Below are 20,305 nucleotides of genomic sequence, written 5' to 3'. Positions count from 1 at the left end.
AGATAGACGGGGAAGCAATCGCTTATAAAAATTTAAAACCGGGAATGTAGCTCTGTTGAAGCAAAAGCTTTTTAAACTATTTGTTCTTTAGTCCAAAAGTCTCATAGTCCAACAGTCCGCCAGTCCCAACGCCCTAATTCAATCTCTTCACCATTTGTTCCTCAACTTTTTTAAACACCTGGATAGGTTTGAGACTACGCCAGGCGAGGTCATCCAGCTGGCCGCCAAAGTTGATGTAGTAATCGATGTTGTTGCGTTTAAATTCGTCAATCACGTGCTCGCGGAAATTGATGCCTGCTATCCAGCCATCTTCAATATCCTGAAACCACTCTTCATAGTAGCAGTCATCAGAGGAGTGGTAGTTTAAAATATTTTCGCCAATGAGAATAAAATAGCTGATGCCGTTATCAATCATCAGCTCCAATATCTCGCGCTTCAGCATCATAATATCGTTATTGATGGCGTCATTCCATTCGCCAATAAACTCTATAATGGTATAGCCCTTTTCATAATCGGCAAAAAGCACTTTCATGTACAGGGTGTTTGAGCCAAATGAATCCCATTGCGGATGCAGCAGGTAATTGTATACCTGTTTATCAAACTCAAATTCACTGTATTCGGTTGCGTAAAAAGGCGAAAACTCATCCTCGGCGGCAATGTAGTCGTCTCTCCAGCGGTAAAATGGTTCTATCTCGTGCATATTCAAATGTGCAAATTACAGATATGCAGATGTGCAGATTAAGAAAAGGGCAAATCATTTATTTGCACATCTGAAATCTGCACATTTGTACATCATTTTTTATAATTATCAACAGCGCTGCGTACGCTGCCATATTGCTTTAATAAAGCGGCTGCATCGGCCTCGCTCAGCCCGGTTTCCTGCATTACCATGCGGGTACCACGAATGATTAGCTTATCATTACTTAACTGCATATCAACCATTTTATTCCCCTTTACCCTACCCAGTTGGATCATTACGCTGGTGCTCAGCATATTTAAAACCATTTTTTGGGCGGTGCCCGCCTTCATCCGGGTGGAACCGGTTAAAAACTCGGGGCCGGTTACTACTTCAACCGGGTATTGGGAAACGGCGGCAACCGGGCTGCCACTATTGCAAACTATACAGCCGGTAACAATATCATTCGCGTTGGCAGTTTTCAATCCACCTATAACGTAGGGCGTGGTGCCCGATGCGGCAATGCCTACAACCACATCTTTTGCGGTGATATTAAACTCCTGCAAATCTGCCCAGGCCTGGGTGGTGTTATCCTCGGCAAATTCAACTGCCTTGCGTATGGCGCCATCGCCACCGGCAATAATACCAACCACCATATCAAACGGCACACCAAATGTTGGCGGGCATTCCGATGCATCAACCACGCCTAAGCGACCGCTGGTACCGGCACCTATGTAAAATAAGCGACCACCATTGCGCATTCGCTCGGCAGTGATGGTTGCCAGTGCTTCAATTTGTGGTAAAGCTTTAGCTACCGAAACTGCAACCGACTGATCTTCCCGGTTTATATTTTCCAGGATTTCTTTTACCGATTGCAGTTCCAGGTTTTTATAGTTCGATTCCCTTTCGGTGGTGGTTTCCATTAATTATTAAATAATTTATAACAAAATTCGGTAAAAAACATCAAATGCAAGGCTGCCGATAAAAATTATTGGTTAAGCATTCATTAACTTTGTTTGCTGAATATGAAAAAGACTGCGGGTGTAATTTTCAGGACCCTGATATTGTTATTGGTTGGTGTTACTATTGGATTGTATATCAGTAGAAGTAACGCCAATAGAAATCTTGGCTTTTCATTTTCCGGCAATGATAAAATCTCGCAGGTGTTAAACCTGGTTGATCATAGTTATGTAGATAGCGTAAATGTAGATAGTATTGAAGGCGCGTCTATCAATCAACTCCTCCAAAATCTTGATCCGCACTCACTTTACCTGCCGCCTCAACAGGCCCAGAATATTAATGAACGTTTGGAAGGTGGCTTTAATGGCATCGGCATAGAATACCAATTACTGCGGGATACCATGGTTATTACCCAGGTATACGCCGGTGGCCCCGCCGCCAAAGCCGGCTTACTGGCAGGCGCCAAAGTAATTAAGATTGATCATAAACCGTTTTCGGGTACTAAACTTACGGCCGAAAGGGTTAACAATGTTTTCAGGGGCGAAAAAGATGCAGTCATAGCTATGGATGTTATTGAACCCAATACCAAACTTATCGCGCCGCTTACCATGAAACGTGGCCGGGTTGACCTAAGCAGTGTAAACGCCGCCTACATGGCTAACGCCGGTACAGGTTATATCAAAATAAACAAATTTGCCGCCACAACCGATGTTGATTTTCGCAGCGCGTTAAAAAAGCTGAAAGCCGATGGCATGAGTAAACTGGTGCTTGACCTGCGGGGCAATGGTGGTGGTTACCTGAGCGCGGCTACCTCCATGGCCGATGAGTTTTTGAGCAAAGGCAAGCTGATAGTATACACCAAAGGTATTCATGAGCCACGCACCGATTATTTTGCTACAGACTCGGGCGCTTTTCAACAGGGAAAAGTAACTGTTTTAATAGATGAATATTCGGCATCGGCAAGTGAAATTTTATCGGGTGCCTTGCAGGATCTGGATAGGGCTACCATAGTTGGCAGGCGCTCATTTGGCAAGGGCCTGGTACAGCAGCAATTTCCTTTTGGCGATGGCTCGGCTGTGAACTTAACGGTTGCCCGGTATTACACGCCATCCGGCCGCTCAATCCAAAAATCATACAAAGGCGGATTGGATAGTTATCACAATGAGCTGGCCCAACGCATGCAAAAAGGCGAACTTTTTTCTGAGCAAAGTAACCGCAACGATACCATTTTTAAAGGATCATCATACCATACCAGCAGTGGTCGTAAGGTTTACAGCGGCGGCGGCATTATGCCCGATGTTTTTGTGCCTGCCGATACCACCCAAAATACCCAGGTTTTGCAGAGCTTAAGCGAACAACAATTGTTTACCGCCTACGTAATTGACAAAATGCAGCCGCTCATTAACAAGTATACCGGCAATAACGATTTTATAAAACACTACGCAGTGACGGAGGATGATTTTCGCAACTTTATTCTTTATGCCTCCCAAACTATAAAGGAAATGGACTCGCGCGAGTTGTTACGCTCAAAAGAGTATATCAAAACTATACTCAAAGCCAACGCGGCCCGCTTTAAATGGGGCGATAACGCCTACTATGAGGTAATGAACGCCAATGACGTAGCCTACAAAAAGGCGCTTGAGCAATAAAATAACAAGATTTAAAGGATTGGGCAGAATTTACAGGATTCTGATTCCCGGCTTTAACAACAGCGCAATCAAAACATTTTGCGATCCATCCAGCTTTGAAGCAATATCACGGCCGATATAGTATCTACCAGTTCCTTATTCTGCCTGCCTTTTTTATTCATGCCGCTTTGGGCTATAGTTGCCGATGCCATTTTAGAGGTAAAGCGCTCATCAAGCATTTCGATGGGCACATCTGGAAAAGTTTTTTTGAGTAAGCCCACAAAGCCTTTTACATGTATGGCCGATTGCGATGGCGTATTATCCATTTGCTTGGGCTCGCCTACAATAAAGCGCTCCACCTGCTCAGTTTTAAAATAGTTTTTTAAAAAGTCGACAATGTGCATGGGATGTATGGTATCCAGTCCGGTAGCGATGATCTGCAAAGGATCGGTAACCGCGATGCCAATGCGCTTGGTGCCGTAATCGAAAGCCATTACTCTCATTAAATATGAGATATGAGATGTGAGATATGAGATTTCATATATCGGCAAAGATATGGGATATTATGATAAATTTTTCCCTTCTTGATTTTTGACTCTTATCTCTTGATTCTGCTTAAAAACACAACCTGTCTCAAATCTCATATCTCAAATCTCATATCTTCTTACTATTTTGCACCAAATGCAGTTTAAGGAAATAGTTGGACAAGCGGATATAAAGCAAAGGTTGCTTAACTCGGTGACAGAGAACAGGGTTAGTCACGCACAGTTATTTTTAGGCCCCGAAGGTTCGGGCAGCCTGGCATTGGCTGTGGCTTACGCTCAATACCTATCGTGTGAAGATAAACAGCCGGACGACTCCTGCGGTGTATGCGCATCTTGCCGCAAGTACAACAAACTGATGCACCCCGATCTGCATTTTTCATACCCGTTTTTTGCCAAACATAAGGATGATACCGCGCTCACTTTTATTGAACAATGGCGCGAGGCCTTTACCGGCAACCCCTACATGAACCTGGATACCTGGCGCGGATATCTTGATGCCGAAAACAAACAGGCCAACATCAATATTGCCGAATGCCACCAGATTATCAAAAAACTCAGTTTTAAGCCTTTTGAATCGGCATACAAAATACTGATCCTTTGGTTGCCCGAATATTTAGATAAAGAAGGCAACGCGCTTTTAAAAATTATTGAAGAGCCGCAGCCCAATACGCTGTTTATCTTGGTAGCCCAAAACCAGGACCAGATCCTGAACACCATACTATCGCGTACGCAACTCATCAAAGTGCCTTGTCTGCATTCGGAAGAAGTGAAGCAATATCTGATTGCCGAGCACAACCAAACGGAAGATGCCGCATCTGAAATAGCCTACCTTACCAACGGCAACTTAACCGAAGCCTTAACCATGCTGCAGCAGGATACCAAAAGCTATCATGAACTGTTTGTGCAATGGCTGCGCCTGTGTTTCAGCAATAAAGGGCTGGAGGTTTTATCATTTGTAGATAGCTTTGCCAAGATGGGCCGCGAAAACCAAAAAAACTTTTTACGTTACGGCATCAGCTTTATACGTGAGTGCTGTTTGCTGATGGCCGGGGCCGGCAATCTGGTGCACCTGCCGGCAAAAGAGCTGGAAACCGCTCAAAAGATGACTAACGTTTTGGATTTATCCAAGGCTCAACATATAACTACCGAGCTTGAAAAAGCGCATTATCATGTAGAGAGAAATGCAAACCCTAAAATTTTATTTTTAGATGTATCTTTACAGATTATAAAAATACTAAATTTAAAAACCATCCCTGCGGGGAGTCAATATATACCAAGTTAATTATGGGATGTGGAAGTTGCTCAACAGGGGGCGGATGTTCACCTGCGGGCTGCAAAAGTAATGGCTCATGCCTTACCAACGGTTGCAGCAAATTAGATGTTTACGATTGGCTATCCCACATGGATATGCCAACAAATTATAAGCCTTTTTCTATTATCGAAGTAAAGTTTAAAGGTTCGCGTAAGGAGTTTTATAACAACATTGATAATATTTACCTGGAAGCAGGCGATCTGGTAGCCGTTGAGGCTGCTACAGGTGGTTACGATATTGGTCACGTATCTATCACCGGCGAACTGGTGCGCATGCAAATGACCAAGCGCCATGTTAAAGAAGCCGATGTAGTGAAAAAGATCTATCGTCGTGCTACCGTAGCCGATGTGGATAAGTGGAAGCTGGCTAAAGATCTGGAATGGGAAACTATGCACAAATCGCGCAAGCTGGCTTTGGAGCTTAACCTCAATATGAAGTTGAGCGACGTGGATTACCAGGGCGATAAAACCAAAGCTACCTTTTATTATACCGCCGAAGGCAGGGTTGATTTTAGGGAGCTGATTAAAAAAATGGCTGAAACCTTCCGCATCCGTATTGAGATGCGCCAGATAGGTATGCGGCAGGAAGCAAGCCGTTTAGGCGGTATTGGCTCATGCGGCCGGGAGCTTTGCTGCTCTACCTGGCTTACCGATTTTAAAACGGTATCTACCTCGGCCGCACGGTACCAAAACCTTTCGTTAAACACTTTGAAACTGGCCGGCCAATGCGGCAAGCTTAAATGCTGTTTAAATTATGAGCTGGATACTTACATGGATGCGCTTAAGCACATACCTGATAATGTAAACTATCTTAAAACAGAAAAAGGCGATGCCCGCCTGCAAAAAACCGATATCTTTAAAAGGATCATGTGGTTTAGCTATCCGCGCGAAGAAGCATGGGTGCCTATGCCAATTGCCAAAGTAAAGGAAATACAACAGCTTAACCGCGAAGGCGTTATCCCTGCCGATTTGGGCGAGATGGAGATTGAGGAAAAAGAAGTTGTAAAAGCGCTTGATTACGAAAACGTGGTGGGCCAGGATAGCCTTACCCGTCTGGACGATCGTAGCCGCAACCGAAATCAAAAGAAAAATAACAATAATAAAAACCGTAGCAAAGGTGGTAACCCCGAAGCAAAGCAGGCCAGCCAGCCACGCCAGGGCGACGCTCCGGTAGCAGATAAACCGGCAGGTGGTGCAGAGGGTGGTAACCGACCTGCGCAAGGCAATCGCCCGCAGCAGCAAGGTAATCGTACACCGCAGCAACAAGGTCAAAAACCGCAAAACGGAGGCAACCGCCCACCACAACAGCAGGGACCAAGACCGGCACAACAGCAAGGGCCAAAACCGCAGCAACAAGGCCAAAAACCGCAGCAGGCAAACCGCCCGCCGCAGGACGGTGCCAAGCCCCAGCAGGAAGGTGGTGGCGGTGGTAATAACCACAGGCGCAACAGGCCAAACCGTCCTAATAATCAAAACCGTAATAACAATAATCCACCAAAGGATACCCCACCAGCACAGTAAAATGAAACGGTTTATCAAAATCCTTTATCCCGCGGCATGCTTAATGATAGGCATGCTGTTGGGTAGTTGTACCGATCATAAAGCGGTTATAGATGCCAATACTCAAATTGCAGATCATAACTGGGCCTATATTAACCGGGTAAAGTTTGATTGTAAAATTGACGACGATAAAGCAGCCTATAACCTTTACTTTAACCTAAGGGTTACAGATAAATACAAGTACTCCAACCTGTTTGTACTTATTTACGAAACTCCACCGGGCGGGCAAAAAAAAGTAACCCGTTACGAGTTAAAGATGGCCAGTAAAGACGGCGAATGGCTGGGTAAAGGATCTGGTAATTTATATAGCTACCAGGTGCCTTTTAAAACAGCTGTTAAATTTCCGGCCGCAGGCAACTACCACTTTGAGATAGAGCAGAATATGAGAGATAATCCGCTACACGAGGTGAGTGACGTGGGGTTGAGGGTGGAGAAGGCTAATTGATAGAAGCTTTTTAAAGCTAAAATTTAATATCGAACACCGAATATCCAATGTCAAATAATGAAGGGAAAAGGAATTCGGTGTTGGGCTTTCTACGTTCATTATTCGATATTATTTGCACCTTTCAGAATTACAATGATCCTATTTTACGGAATATCATATCCCACAGTAACCATAGTATGAGTTGTTAACTCCTTTCCACTTGCCTGGGCAACTATGGTGTCGTTATCGTAAATGGCGTACGTAATACTGTTGGTAACGTCAGATTCCAGATCGAGCGATAATTGATCGCCTTCGTTAAACATTCCCGTATAGGCGTAGGCCGATCCCTTTGCTACTGTTTTTGAATCGGCAGTAACCGGGTTGGTGTCTGTTGTTTTTAAGGTGCTCAGCACCGCCGAAAAGGCATCAGTACCACTTGCGGTTATTTTTATGGTATGAGGCTGAGGCTGCACATCATTCTTTTTTGAACACGATAAGGCTAATATGCTGATGATAACCAGGGCTATTTTCTTCATAAGTTTATTTGGCTCAATAAATATACGCATATCCCGCCACAATCATTTTTGTTTTTACAATACCTGTTACAACCGGTTCACATTTCAGCATAATATTTTTTACATTAGTTAAAATATTACCACGTTTAATTAATGAAAAAACTAACCCTTATCACCCTGCTTTTCCCGGTACTGGCGCATGCCCAAATTAACGCCGACAGCGTTAAAAGTGTAAGCACCATTAAATACTACAACAAAGCTATAGCGCAAAATCCCAAAGATGCCAGCTATTACTATAAAAGGGGCATGGCCCAATATGATTTGCAAAATTATAAAGCCGCGTTAGCCGATTTGAACCAAAGTATAACCATCGACTCCAAAAAAGAAGATTCCTTTATTGACCGTGGGCGTATTTATGATAACATGGAAAATTATAAAAGCGCCGTTGCCGACTATACAAGCGCCATTGCCCTGAACCCCAAAAGCGCGATTGCCTATTATGACCGCGGACTGGCTAAACGCCATCTTGAAGATTATAAAGCGGCCCTGCTTGATTATAACCAGGCCGCCATTCTTGATCCTAAAGATGCGGATACTTTCAATGAACGGGGCATTTGTAAAAAACACCTGGAAGATTACCAGGGTGCCATTGATGATTATACCCAGGCCATAGCCATTGATCCTAAGGACGCCGACCCTTATTATAACAGGGCGCTGGCTAAAAATATTTTGAAAGATAGTAAAGGCGCCATGGCCGATTTTGATCAAAGTATTATCCTTAAACCCACCTACGCCGATGGCTGGTACAGCCGTGCCGCGCTAAAAAGAAAATTAGAAGATTACCGCGGAGCCATTGACGATTATACACACTACATCAAACTATCGCCCAAAGACCCCGACGGTTATAACGGCCGCGGGCTGGCCAAGCTGGATATGGACGATTTGATGGGTGCCAAGGAAGATAACAACAAGGCATTAGCACTTGATCCTAAATACTCGGCGGCGTATTATAACCGCGGGCTGGTTAATGATAAAATAAACGATTACAGCGAAGCCGTTGACGATTACACGTCATACATCAAACTGAACCCTAAAGATGCCGACGGCTACTTTAAACGCGGCAACAGCAAGCTGGATTTGGACGATTACAAAAGCGCCATTGCAGATTATACCCAGGCCCTTACTATCGAGGCCAAATATACCGATGCCTATTATAACCGCGCTTTAGCCAAAAGAAAACTGGAAGATTACAAAGGAGCCGTTGAAGATTATACCAAAGCCATTGCCCTTGACTCTAAATATGATGATGCTTACAACAACCGCGGCTATGCCAAACATTTATTAAATGACGACGCGGGGGCCTGCGCCGATTTTAAAAAGGCTGCCGAACTGGGTAATAAACTGGCGCCAGATAACCTTGCTAAATATTGTAAGTAAAAGCTTGTATTTAAAAAAGCTAAGAAACCGTTAATAACAAACAGGAGCGTCATTGCGAAATTAGGTTAACCCTGCCTGTAAAATGGGATGATTTGATTTATTGAACAGCTATTACCGTAATACATCCGCAGGCCGTGAAAATTGAACTGACAATCGCTTTAAAGCCCGGTGTCATTCCGAGCTTATTTCGGATTAACTTCCATTTTACAACTTGCTACGGGTTGATACGAAGGATGTAAAGTATATTTTCGACATTTTAATGCTTTACAAGCAACGGCGTAAACAACGCGTTCAAATCTATCAGCAAATGGCAAATGATCAATATTTTAATATTGCGGTATTGCTGGTAATGATAGCCAAACACCAGCCCAATAATAACAGGTACAACCACGTTAACAACAGTGCCATATCCTACATGCAATAAACCAAATACAATGGATGAGATAATTATAGGTAAATGATGGCTTTTAAAAAACAGCTGCAGCCGCGGCATCATGTATCCCCTAAAAATAAATTCCTCTAAAAAGCCGGCCGTTATTATGCCTAATAACTTTACCGGCGTATTCATATGAAGCATTAACGGCAAAGCCCTGCTTTGTTTAAGCAGCCCCATCGATTTTAAAACAACTGCAGCTACAGCGGCACCTATGATAACCACTAATAATATTAATATAACCGACAGGATATAAAAGCCGGTACCGTATTTGTTTTCCGGCCATAATAGCAAGGATTGTTTTTCCCTGATCACCACATACAAATAAATAGCTGCAAAATAGGCCCAGAAAAACATCCGCGAAACAAAAAAACGGGTATCTATTGACAAAAGTGAGGCAGTATATATAGAGAAAACCTTTGAAATGGCAGTGAAACCCATCATCATGATAACGGTAAGGATGAGTCCTTTTAATACAGTATCGTGCTCCTTTTCTTTTAAAATAGTGATCATCGGTTCGGCAGATTTTACTTTAGCAATTTAAGTTTTTAATGCCCCATAACGGCCATTAATTCATCAATAAATAAAATAGCGGCTTTTTTGCGATAAACTCCTTTTTGCCACAGGATGTATGATTGCCTTTTGATGCCTTTGGCAATAATGGGCACCGCTACCACATTGCTCCAGCCTATGAGTGCTTTTTCGTTAAGGATGGTTGCCCAGTGGCCGCTTTGCACCAGCGAAAGCAGGGAGTGCACATCATTCAGCTCGATTTTAATATTGGGTACAATTTTGTTTTTGTAAAACAGCTCATTGATAAACTCGCGCGAGCTGAAACCTTTACCGGGTAATACCAGGTCCTGCGCGGCTAAATCTTTCAGGCTTATTTTATCGAGCTTTGCCAGGGGATTGTTTTTATCAACCACCATTACAATACTTGAGCTGAAAAGGCCCTGCATCTCCAGATCCTCATCGTCAGATTCATTGTGAAAGGCCAGCATCATATCCAGTTCAGACAGGCGCAGTTTTTTCTCCAGGTCCTCGGGATTACCGTAGGTGATAAAAATTTTGATGCCCGGGTACTTGGTCGAGAATGGCACAAGAGCCGGCAACAGCAGTGAGGTAAAGGCGTAAGAAACACCGATGTTTAGCTCGCCTGTGGCCGCGTTATTGAGTTCGGTGATGGCTTGCTTGCCCTTTTGCACAGCCGCCAAAATTTTGCGGGCATGTACTAAAAATATATGCCCGGCCTCGGTAATGCGCACATGTTTGCCAATCCTGTCAAACAATAACATGCCCAGTTCCTCTTCCAGCTGTTTAATTTGTTGCGATAGTGTGCTTTGGGTAATAAACACCGCGGCGGCGGCCTCGGTGAAGTTCATCGTTTCGGCCGCCTTAACAAAGTACTGCAATTGCCTTAGTTCCATAAATCAATCGGTTTTATCTATTAACCCTATTAAAACAATCTATTTTACAAATATATCATTGTGGCCGATATTTGCATCAGAAACAATTTCAATAGTCTTACATTAAGATCTCCCCTGAAACTGCTTTGTATATGAATGCATAAATGAACATTTTCCGCTCTTTAAAATACCGTAATTTCAAGCTGTTTTTTTACGGTCAGTCCATCTCCCTCATTGGCACCTGGATGCAAAAAACAGCAGTAAGCTGGCTGGTTTACAGGCTTACCGGTTCGGCCGTTTTATTAGGGATAGTTAGTTTTGTTAGCTTAATCCCCTCACTGATACTGGCACCATACGCCGGTAGTATTGTTGACAGGCATAACCGTTACCGTATACTGGTTATTACACAAGTAGTATCTATGCTGCAGGCCGGCGCGCTGGCTTTTTTAATATTGTTTAAGTTTTATAACATCCCGGCCATTATTGGCTTAAGCCTGGTGCAGGGCATTATCAATGCTTTTGACGTTACCTGCCGTCAATCTATCATGGTTGAAATGATTGATGACAAGGTCGATTTGCCTAACGCCATCGCCTTAAACTCTACCATGACCAACTTTGCACGCATAGCCGGTCCGGCAGTTGCGGGTATCATTCTGAGCACCTTTGGCGAAGATTTTTGTTTCTTCGGGAATTTTTTAAGCTACGTGCCGGTACTGGCCTGTTTGTTTATGATGAAGCTGAATACAACCGTAGTAGGCAAACCACAAAAAGGCATCTGGACCGAACTACAAGACGGCTTTAAATATGTATCTGGCGACCGCGACCTGAGCAGCCTGATCCTGATGCTTACCATCAGCAGTTTATTTGTTATCCCCTTTAATACCCTGATGCCCATTTTTGCCAAAGATATTTTTAATGGCGATGCTAAAACATTCAGCTGGTTTGAAAGCGCGGCGGGCATTGGCTCGGTAGTAAGCGCCATTTATCTGGCCAATTTAAAAACCAGCAAAAACCTGGTGAAGATTATTATAACTGCCGGATTGGTTTTTGGGGCGAGTGTATTGATGGTAGCTTATGCAGGTAGATTGCCGTTCGCTTTGGTGTTTATGAGTTTTACCGGTTTGGGCATGATGGCGCAAACATCCGCCATTAACACCTATATTCAAACCCACGCTATCCCGGCAATGCGCGCAAGGGCAATCAGCTACTACGTAATGGCTTACCAGGGAATGATTCCGGTTGGTAGCTTAATGGTAGGCTGGCTGGCTAATGAACTGGGGCCAAGAATGGCTGTTGGCATTGAAGGCGCGATAGGCCTGGTAGCCACCGAAGTATTTATTTTGTATAAAAAAAGGCAGGCGAGTGAAACCTTGATGATGCGAAAAACATCGTTTACGAGCCGCTAAATTATCAGTAATAAAAAATCCCTTTATAAAAAAATATAAAGGGATTTGTTGTATTTCTTCAAGCCAATTTTCCACCTGTTCGTCAAGGTATATCGCCGAAAGACTTACGAAGTTTTTAAAACTTCGTAAGTCTGGAATTTACAACTTGCCATACAAAGTAGATAGCAGATTTACATCTTTAATCCAATTTCTCTCAAACGCTCGTCAAGATACTCCCCTGCCGTAATATCTGTATACAATTTTGGGTGCTCGGCATCAATGCATGATGGCAGGCTTGTTAAATCCATACCCGATTTTGGGTGCAGGAAAAACGGTACCGAAAAACGGGAATATTTCATCAGCTCACGCGGTGGGTTAACTACGCGGTGGGTGGTTGATTTTAGTTTGTTGTTGGTTAAGCGTTGCAGCATATCGCCAACGTTTACTACCAGATCTTCGCCATGGGCTTTTACCGGGAACCAGGTACCTTCGCGGGTTAGCAGTTCAAGACCATCGGCACTTGCACCAATAAGTAGGGTGATCAGGTTAATATCCTCATGAGCGCCGGCACGTACGGCATCATCCGGTACAGAATCGGGGTCTGTTATCGGGAAATAGTGCAGTGTACGCAAGATAGAGTTACCGTTATGTACCTTATCGTCAAAATAATTTTCGGGCAGGTTTAAATATATCGAGATCGCCTGCAACAGGTGTTTGCCGGCATCCTCTAACTTTTTATAAACTTCAAGGGTGGTAGTGTTAAAGGCAGGAAGTTCATCAACCACTACATTATCCGGGTATTGATCTTTAATAACCGCGCCGTCTGTTACGGTTTGGCCAATTTGCCAAAACTCTTTCAAATCGGGGGTTTTGAAACCCTTGGCTGTTTCTTTTCCTTTACCGGTGTACCCACGCTGGCCGGCCAGGCCGGGGATCTCATATTTTTGCTTTACATCATCGGGCAGGGCAAACAGGGTTTTAACCTGGTTGTATAAATCATCAATCAATTGCTTGCTTAAGCCATGGTTGGTGATGGTTACAAAACCTGTTTGGTTAAAGGCCTCGCCAATTTTATCAGAAAATTGTTTCCTATCGGCAGCGCTGCCATTGATATAATCATTCAGATCAAGTCTGGGGATATTTACTGTGCTCATAGCTATAAATGCTTTACAAAAAGTAAAATTATTAAAAAAATAACAGAGCGTTATAAAGTGTTAATAAATGGCAGATAAATCGCTTTTAAAGATTTGCGTGGTAAAAGGTAGCTCCTACGGAGCAAAAAAAAAGAAAATATTTGTTCTACAAATAGATAGCCGCCATGCGGCAATTTTGTTTTATCAAATATTCGATGCCGCATGGCGGCTACCGGTTTGTAGAAATAAATAGAGCAGACGAGATGCCGCATGGCGGCTACCTGTTGTGTGCTCATTGAAAATCTTTCTTTGTATGAAGATGTTGAAAGCGGTTGCCTGTAATAAATGGTATTATTGCCGCTGCAAAACCGCACTAAAACATTATCAACCCAATAAAACAATTTTTGATTTAAACGATTTATACTTTGCTTGGTCATAGTTGTATTAAGCAACCATTTAAAACCTCATGAAAATGAAATATATAAATAGAATTTGCGGTATAAGCTTCATAGCATTTTTGATAATGCTTGCCGCGCCAAATATAAGTAAGGCCCAGGAAGGGGGCTACGTATCCGACCAGGAGTTTTACGATCAGCTTTCGCCTTATGGTACCTGGGTAAGTGACGACCAATATGGCAACGTTTGGGTGCCCGATGTTGAGGATGGTTTTAGGCCATATGCCACACGCGGTCACTGGGTAGTTACAGATTATGGCAATACCTGGGTATCTGATTACGATTGGGGCTGGGCTCCTTTCCATTACGGCAGGTGGCGTTATGATGATTATTACGGATGGGAATGGGTACCAGGCCATGAATGGGCACCGGCTTGGGTTAACTGGCGTCATGGTGGCGGCTATTACGGCTGGGCACCTTTAATGCCAGGCATCAGCTTCAGCATATCTTTAGGTAGCGGCTATCGCGTACCAGATTCTTACTGGACCTGCGCGCCGCAAGCCTATATAGCAAGCCCCAATATTTATAACTACTATGTGCCGCACACCAGGGTGGTAAACATCATTCATCAAACCACAGTTATAAACAACACCTACGTGTACAACAATCGTACATATGTAGCAGGCCCGAGAATAACCGAGATAAGGAATGTTACCCGCAATAATAATATACAGGTTTACAGGGTAAACAACTCCAGCAGGCCTAATGGTGGCGGCAGGGTTGTAAACAATACGGTAAATATTTATCGTCCCCAAATTCAAAAAGCACCAGACGCAAGGCCGGCAAGAGTTGTTAACGCGGCCGAATACCGCAATGCCAACCCTAACCAGGGGATAGCCAATCGTGCAGGTGGCCAGGCTACAGTAAACCGTAACAACGCGGCAAGGTTAGCACAAATAGCTAAAAGCAACGATACCAAATTTGTAAGGGTTAATAATAACGCACCTGCCACAAACCCTGCACAACAACAGCCTAACAGGCCGGGACAACCGAATGTAAGACCGAATGGGCAACCAGGCCAGCAGCAGTCTCAACAGGTGCAGCCTCAGCAACAGCAAAACCAGACTGTTCAACAACGTCAGCAGCAGCAACAGCCTCAGCAGGCGCAACGTCAACAACAGCAAAATCAGGCTGTTCAGCAACGTCAGCAACAGCAGGAGGCCCAAAAACAACAGCAGTCTCAGCAGGTGCAACGTCAGCAGCAACAGCAACAAGCTCAGCAGCAACGTCAACAACAGCAGGAGGCGCAAAGGCAACAGCAACAACAAGCCCAGCAGGTGCAACGTCAGCAGCAACAGCAACAAGTTCAGCAGCAACGTCAACAACAGCAGGAGGCACAAAGGCAACAGCAACAACAGGCTCAGCAGGCGCAACGTCAGCAGCAACAGCAACAAGCTCAGCAGCAACGCCAACAACAGCAGGAGGCTCAAAGGCAACAGCAGCAACAGGCTCAGCAGGCGCAACGTCAGCAGCAACAGCAACAAGCCCAGCAGCAACGCCAGCAACAGCAGGAGGCGCAAAGGCAACAGCAGCAACAGGCTCAGCAGGCGCAACGTCAGCAGCAACAGCAACAAGCTCAGCAGCAACGCCAGCAACAGCAGGAAGCCCAAAGGCAACAGCAGCAACAGGCTCAGCAGGCGCAAAGGCAGCAGCAACAGCAGCAAGCCCAACAGCAACAGCAGGCACAAAGGCAGCAGCAACAACAAGCTCAGCAGGCGCAAAGGCAGCAGCAACAGCAGGCCCAAAGACAGCAACAACAGCAACGCCAACAGCAGGAGCAGCAAAAACAACAGGAACATCGCCCTTAATTAAAGCGTGTTTTTAATAAAATCAATAGCACATATAAGGCCGTAATTAATCGGTTTATATGTGCTATTTTTGTTTAACTACTATTTTAAATCAGGATGAGATACTTACCTCGGCTTTCAACATTTATCGCTTTTGTAATTTTAATTGCCTGTTTTCCAATAAAAGGGAGCGCCCAGGAGGCAAAAACATCATCCCAAATCAATTTTATTGAAAACGCATGGGGCGAGGCCCTGAAACAGGCTGCGGCCAAAAACAAATATATTTTTGTTGATGCCTATGCTACCTGGTGTGGCCCGTGCAAATTACTTAAAGCCACTACCTTTAAAAACAGCAAAGTGGCCCAGTTTTATAACAGTAATTTTATTAACGTGGCGATGGATATGGAAAAAGGCGACGGTCCGCAACTGGCCGCCCAATGGGGATTACAGGCTTATCCTACTATGATTATTTTTGATCCGAAAGGCAAGCCCGTTTATGGAACGGTGGGTTATATTAAAGCCGATGACCTGATCAGGTTTGGTGTAAAAGGCCTCAATAAATAAAAGCACAAAAAAGCCGGGCGACGAACACTACCCGGCTTTTTTATATAAGATAGGCTACTTATTATTTCACAATAAAGGTACCTACCAGTAATTTTAGTACAGCATCCATACTTAATGGCTCATCAAATGCGGCGGTAGCAACTGAAACAGAAGTACTGGCACCTGCCGAATTTTTAAGCGTAGTTACATCCACACCTCCCTGGATAACATTTTGCTCTCCATCGTAATTACCATCTACCAATGTAACTCCGGTATCATTTCCTTTGGCAGTAGTACTCACAATCCATGGGGTTGCACCAATAAGCTGACGGGTTGCCGAAGCATGACGGGCTTCAACGGCGTGAATAGATAACGCGGCAGTTAATACCGTTTTATACAAATCGGCACCGGCAGCGGTTTTGTTAGCCAATATATTTTCGGCCTGGCCTTTATAAGCACGTACGCCTGTATCTTCAAACGCAACAGCAACCTTTTGGAAGGTAGCTAAATCTGTATAAACAGAATTACCTAACGGACCTGTACCGGTACCACCGCCGGCCGAAAAATCAAAAGACGGACTGGTTACCGGTGTGCCACCTACGCTTTTAATAACGTTTATTAAAAACTCAACGTGTTTACTTTCGTCATCAGCAATAGTTTGATAATAGGGATGAATGTTGGCAGGGATAAATCCAACCTTATCAACCGCGTTTGCGTAAAACTTAGCTTCTAAAAACTCTAAAGTAAGCGCGTAATTTAAAATAGCGACAACCGATGGAGTTGAGGTTTGAGCAACTGCTCTTTTAATCATTGTACCAAAAGCGAATGGCACAGCAGCCATAGCTACTTTTGAACCAAAGCTGGTAATATTTTTGATCGCGGCACGACGAGGGTTTACCTTATCGGAAAAATCCGGATCAATTTTTTCTATTTCTTCTATGATATTAAATAAATTCATGACGTTGTTGATTTAAGCTGCTACGTAACTGTAATTTGATGCACTCACTTTGGTTTTCAGGTAAGTATTGGCAATCTTCAATACATCTGCAATAGATGCTGAAGCATTAAGCCCGTTAGTGTCAACCTGGTCGCTGGCGGCAAAAGAGCCTGGCGTAATTAAATTACTAATCAGCGCGGCATGCCTTGCTTCAACAGAAACAATTTTACCCGCAAGGGTAAGATAAGCACCACCACCAATTAAGTAGCCTGCGCCATCATAAGCTTTAACACCTGTATCTTCGAATGCTTTTGCAGCGCCTAATACAGATGCCCGGTTAGTGAAGTCAATTGTACTGAAATCAACAGTCAAAGCCGGGATAGCGTTGGTACCTAAAGCGGCTTTAAAAAACTCGCGGTGCAGAATCTCATGATCGCGAATGGCGGTAAGCAATGTTTTTTCGTTATCCGGAATCCCTGAATAAGGTGTTAACACCACCTGGGTATAAAAAGCAGCTTCCAGTTGCTCTAACGCGTATGCGTAGTTAAGGATAGCAAGGTCGCCGGTTGCGCCAATGTCAATACCTTTTGTTGGGCTAACAACAATTGGGTGATCTTTGGTGCAGGAAGCGGCAGCTAAAATTCCTACCGAAGCAACCCCCACCCCTGCATAACGCAGGAATGACCTCCGGGCCATATTTGCTCCTGCTATGCTTTCTTGTGATTCTGTTTTCATAAAGTAAAATTTTTTAATGATTCTAATTAGTTTCGTTCTGTTTGTAAATGGACATACGCTCATAGAAACTCATCGGATTGTAAAAGGTTGACAATTAATATACTCTGAATTAGAGTAATTGTCAGATAGGTTAAATTGCTTTCGATAAAATAGAAATCAGGCGAAACAATCTAAGAAAGTTGATGAGGCGAGAAACTGCGTCAAACAGGCGATTAACGTTGAAAAACTGCCATAAAATAGTAATGGTACACTTTCCCAATGGGTGCCTTAAAACAAAAGCCAATACAGGCAGGCTCAATATATTTTATATTTTGAATATTGATTAATCGAAAAAACAAAAAAACACTTTTCTTTAAAGGCAATTGTTTTAGCAAATAATAGTGGTAAATAATCCCTGATTTTTGACGATAGAGAGTTTTTTTAACAAAAAAAGGCCGGAAAACTCTCGCAGTTTTACGGCCCTACATCTACCTATGAAAAACAACCCTTTGAGAAGGGATATTAACTTATAGTCAATCGCTATGCCAAATACTCAATGTGTGCCAATAACACAATAAAAGCCTTTTCTACTTGGGGGCAAGGCGTTATTGTAGAAATACTTCTACAATAACGTGGGTTTATTTTACACAATGCATTGGTCTTAAACAATATTTCCCCAATTAAATGCCGAAAGAATGAGGCCGTAAAATTTATCAGAATAAATAAATATTAATAGAAACCATCCCCCGCCAATGTTGTTAATGCTTATATGGACCATAATGTTTACTTACTGGCAACAGACCCTAAAAACCCATGCAGAGATATTATTCACTCAAGGGATACCCGCCTCAAGGTGAGGGTTTTTTGTCTAACAGAAGAAACATTTAGTCCGGATGACAATGAAATTCAGCTTTATGGCTATGTAAACAGTAAGCTATACGCCTTTGAAACCATCAATATTGCCGCAGACGACGCGCTTGATGTAGTTAGTGCCATTCAATGGTATGCCGATTATATGGAAGAGCCCGACATGGAAATATTACCCGAAGACCCACGCCCCGGTGAAAACATAGCTATGTAATGCTTTATTATCCGCTTAAAAAAGCCTCCAAAAAAATTAAAATCCTCACAAATAGCACCTTAAAATAAATTTGAAAATATTTTTTGAATAATTGTTTTTAGCTTCTATATTTGCAGTCCCAAACGCAAGGAGTTACAGACGAAAGAAAGTAACAAAAACAAAAGGGAGTTTAGCTCAGCTGGTTCAGAGCATCTGCCTTACAAGCAGAGGGTCACTGGTTCGAACCCAGTAACTCCCACACTTTAAAAAGCCTCACAGAAATGTGAGGCTTTTTGTTTTACCTATCTGTCGCAATTCGCCCCGCAAAATGTCCCGAATCCCCCCTGCGCCAACATCAAAAACAACTACTTTTGAGGTAGCTAAATCATATACTGTTAAAACAATTAGCCACCAAGATTCTTAACTTTATATCAACACCAAATTATTTGCCTATGTTACCTATTAAACCGCATCTCTGGTTTGACCAGGACGCAAAACAAGCTGCTGAATTTTATGCTTCATTTATGCCCGATTCAGTTATTAATTATGCCAATCATTTCCCTATGCCCGGCGGCGAGTGCGAGGTGGTAGAATTTACTATTGCCGGCCAATCTTTTTTTGGTATCAGCGCAGGGCATAAACTGGGCATCAATCCGTCTATTTCTTTTATGGTTCATTTTGCTCCCTCGCGTAATGCGGATGCCGCCCAGCAGATTGACCAAATCTGGAATAAACTTATTGAAGGCGGCAAAGTTATGATGCCGCTGGATAAATACCCTTTTAGTGAACGCTATGGGTGGGTAGCAGATAAATATGGCGTATCCTGGCAGTTGATGTTTATCAGGCCCGCAGGCGAGGAAAGGCCTGTGATAATGCCTTCGCTGCTGTTTACGCCACCCGTGGCAGGCAAAGCCAATGAAGCGATAGACTTTTACTGCGGCGTGTTTAAAGATGGTAAACGCGGCAATACCTCACCTCGCCCAGAAAATATGGGGCCCGATAAAGCGGGCACACTCCTATATGCCGACTATTACCTGGATCAAACCTGGTTGGCCGCTATGGATAGCGCTCATCCGCATGGGTTTAACTTTAACGATGCCGTATCGTTATTAGTCCCCTGTGAAACGCAGGAGGAAATTGATTACTACTGGGCCGCGCTTACTGCCGGTGGCGAAGCCGGTCAATGTGGTTGGTTAAAGGATAAATACGGCGTATCATGGCAGGTGGCCTCTACAGTTATGTTTGACGCCCTTAAAAACGGTAGCCCCGAACAAATTGCCCGGGTTACGCAAACTTTCATGACCATGAAGAAAGTAGATGTTGCAGCCCTGCAACTGGCCTATAATGCCGAATGATCAATTAGTACTGATTGACAACAAGTAGAAAAGCCTCAGGT

Annotated in this window: 20 protein-coding genes and 1 tRNA gene; 12 read left to right on the top strand and 9 right to left on the bottom strand. The window is 43.7% G+C overall.

The annotated features are described in order from the left end of the window. Positions 1-133 precede the first annotated feature (133 nt). Together QWZ17_RS13240 and murQ are read right to left on the bottom strand one after the other, a co-directional pair. Positions 134-700 (bottom strand): hypothetical protein, encoded by a 567-nt coding sequence (locus QWZ17_RS13240; protein WP_290305713.1) that lies wholly within the window; start codon positions 698-700, stop codon positions 134-136. A 92-nt stretch (positions 701-792) separates the two neighbouring features. After that, positions 793-1,599 (bottom strand): N-acetylmuramic acid 6-phosphate etherase, encoded by an 807-nt coding sequence (gene murQ / locus QWZ17_RS13235; RefSeq protein ID WP_290305712.1) that lies wholly within the window; start codon positions 1,597-1,599, stop codon positions 793-795. Between the two features lie 102 nt (positions 1,600-1,701). On the opposite strand from murQ, the gene QWZ17_RS13230 reads away from it, so the two are divergent. Beyond that, positions 1,702-3,285: a S41 family peptidase gene (locus QWZ17_RS13230; protein WP_290305711.1), complete on the top strand. Its 1,584-nt coding sequence runs from the start codon at positions 1,702-1,704 to the stop codon at positions 3,283-3,285. Positions 3,286-3,353: 68 nt separating this feature from the next. Here the strand turns inward: QWZ17_RS13230 and ruvX are convergent, their stop codons facing one another. Then, the gene (gene ruvX / locus QWZ17_RS13225; protein WP_290305710.1) at positions 3,354-3,767 is read right to left on the bottom strand and encodes a Holliday junction resolvase RuvX; all 414 of its coding nucleotides are present in this window, start codon (positions 3,765-3,767) and stop codon (positions 3,354-3,356) included. A gap of 178 nt (positions 3,768-3,945) precedes the next feature. Here ruvX and QWZ17_RS13220 point away from each other — a divergent pair, with 178 nt between their 5' ends. The 3 genes from QWZ17_RS13220 to QWZ17_RS13210 are packed head-to-tail and all read left to right on the top strand — an operon-like array spanning position 3,946 to position 7,125. After that, entirely contained in the window at positions 3,946-5,091 is a 1,146-nt protein-coding gene (locus QWZ17_RS13220) for a DNA polymerase III subunit (protein WP_290305709.1), read from the top strand. A gap of 2 nt (positions 5,092-5,093) precedes the next feature. Then, complete coding sequence (gene ricT, locus QWZ17_RS13215; RefSeq protein ID WP_290305708.1) at positions 5,094-6,641, top strand: regulatory iron-sulfur-containing complex subunit RicT; 1,548 nt, start codon at positions 5,094-5,096, stop codon at positions 6,639-6,641. A gap of 1 nt (position 6,642) precedes the next feature. Beyond that, a complete protein-coding gene (locus QWZ17_RS13210) occupies positions 6,643-7,125 on the top strand; it encodes a gliding motility lipoprotein GldH (RefSeq protein WP_290305707.1) in 483 nt (160 codons plus the stop codon). Between the two features lie 143 nt (positions 7,126-7,268). Here QWZ17_RS13210 and QWZ17_RS13205 read toward each other — a convergent pair whose 3' ends face one another. Further along, entirely contained in the window at positions 7,269-7,640 is a 372-nt protein-coding gene (locus QWZ17_RS13205; RefSeq protein ID WP_290305706.1) for a hypothetical protein, read from the bottom strand. 132 nt (positions 7,641-7,772) lie between these two features. Between QWZ17_RS13205 and QWZ17_RS13200 the strand changes: the two genes are divergently transcribed. Continuing rightward, positions 7,773-9,056, top strand: a complete 1,284-nt coding sequence (locus tag QWZ17_RS13200; protein WP_290305705.1) for a tetratricopeptide repeat protein — start codon at positions 7,773-7,775, stop codon at positions 9,054-9,056. Positions 9,057-9,312: 256 nt separating this feature from the next. Here the strand turns inward: QWZ17_RS13200 and QWZ17_RS13195 are convergent, their stop codons facing one another. Together QWZ17_RS13195 and QWZ17_RS13190 are read right to left on the bottom strand one after the other, a co-directional pair. After that, positions 9,313-10,002 carry a CPBP family intramembrane glutamic endopeptidase gene (locus QWZ17_RS13195; protein ID WP_290305704.1) on the bottom strand — a complete coding sequence of 230 codons (690 nt, stop codon included), beginning with the start codon at positions 10,000-10,002 and terminating at the stop codon, positions 9,313-9,315. Between the two features lie 35 nt (positions 10,003-10,037). Beyond that, positions 10,038-10,916 (bottom strand): LysR substrate-binding domain-containing protein, encoded by an 879-nt coding sequence (locus tag QWZ17_RS13190; protein WP_290305703.1) that lies wholly within the window; start codon positions 10,914-10,916, stop codon positions 10,038-10,040. A gap of 143 nt (positions 10,917-11,059) precedes the next feature. Between QWZ17_RS13190 and QWZ17_RS13185 the strand changes: the two genes are divergently transcribed. Next, on the top strand, positions 11,060-12,301 hold the full coding sequence (locus QWZ17_RS13185; protein ID WP_290305702.1) for an MFS transporter: 1,242 nt from the start codon (positions 11,060-11,062) through the stop codon (positions 12,299-12,301). Between the two features lie 170 nt (positions 12,302-12,471). On the opposite strand, the gene QWZ17_RS13180 is transcribed toward QWZ17_RS13185, so the two are convergent. Further along, positions 12,472-13,434, bottom strand: a complete 963-nt coding sequence (locus QWZ17_RS13180; protein ID WP_290305701.1) for an isopenicillin N synthase family dioxygenase — start codon at positions 13,432-13,434, stop codon at positions 12,472-12,474. A 67-nt stretch (positions 13,435-13,501) separates the two neighbouring features. Between QWZ17_RS13180 and QWZ17_RS13175 the strand changes: the two genes are divergently transcribed. The 3 genes from QWZ17_RS13175 to QWZ17_RS13165 all read left to right on the top strand — a co-directional run bounded on the left by QWZ17_RS13175 (position 13,502) and on the right by QWZ17_RS13165 (position 16,219). Then, a complete protein-coding gene (locus QWZ17_RS13175) occupies positions 13,502-13,666 on the top strand; it encodes a hypothetical protein (protein ID WP_290305700.1) in 165 nt (54 codons plus the stop codon). 219 nt (positions 13,667-13,885) lie between these two features. After that, complete coding sequence (locus tag QWZ17_RS13170; protein ID WP_290305699.1) at positions 13,886-15,676, top strand: DUF6600 domain-containing protein; 1,791 nt, start codon at positions 13,886-13,888, stop codon at positions 15,674-15,676. A 96-nt stretch (positions 15,677-15,772) separates the two neighbouring features. After that, positions 15,773-16,219 carry a thioredoxin family protein gene (locus tag QWZ17_RS13165; RefSeq protein WP_290305697.1) on the top strand — a complete coding sequence of 149 codons (447 nt, stop codon included), beginning with the start codon at positions 15,773-15,775 and terminating at the stop codon, positions 16,217-16,219. 61 nt (positions 16,220-16,280) lie between these two features. On the opposite strand, the gene QWZ17_RS13160 is transcribed toward QWZ17_RS13165, so the two are convergent. Next, on the bottom strand, positions 16,281-17,156 hold the full coding sequence (locus tag QWZ17_RS13160) for a ferritin-like domain-containing protein (RefSeq protein ID WP_290305696.1): 876 nt from the start codon (positions 17,154-17,156) through the stop codon (positions 16,281-16,283). 12 nt (positions 17,157-17,168) lie between these two features. Next, on the bottom strand, positions 17,169-17,870 hold the full coding sequence (locus QWZ17_RS13155) for a ferritin-like domain-containing protein (RefSeq protein ID WP_290305694.1): 702 nt from the start codon (positions 17,868-17,870) through the stop codon (positions 17,169-17,171). A gap of 748 nt (positions 17,871-18,618) precedes the next feature. On the opposite strand from QWZ17_RS13155, the gene QWZ17_RS13150 reads away from it, so the two are divergent. The 3 genes from QWZ17_RS13150 (at position 18,619) to QWZ17_RS13140 (ending at position 20,264) form a co-directional block, all read left to right on the top strand. Beyond that, positions 18,619-18,930 (top strand): hypothetical protein, encoded by a 312-nt coding sequence (locus tag QWZ17_RS13150; protein ID WP_290305693.1) that lies wholly within the window; start codon positions 18,619-18,621, stop codon positions 18,928-18,930. Between the two features lie 163 nt (positions 18,931-19,093). Next, positions 19,094-19,168, top strand: a tRNA-Val gene (locus QWZ17_RS13145). A 193-nt stretch (positions 19,169-19,361) separates the two neighbouring features. Then, positions 19,362-20,264, top strand: a complete 903-nt coding sequence (locus QWZ17_RS13140; protein ID WP_290305692.1) for a VOC family protein — start codon at positions 19,362-19,364, stop codon at positions 20,262-20,264. The last annotated feature ends 41 nt before the right edge of the window (positions 20,265-20,305 follow it).

It is taken from the genome of Mucilaginibacter flavus (assembly GCF_030409315.1).
Classification (GTDB): Bacteria; Bacteroidota; Bacteroidia; order Sphingobacteriales; family Sphingobacteriaceae; genus Mucilaginibacter; species Mucilaginibacter flavus.
The sequence above is the reverse complement of the archived record's forward strand: the minus strand, read 5'-3'. Positions and strand labels throughout refer to the sequence as shown.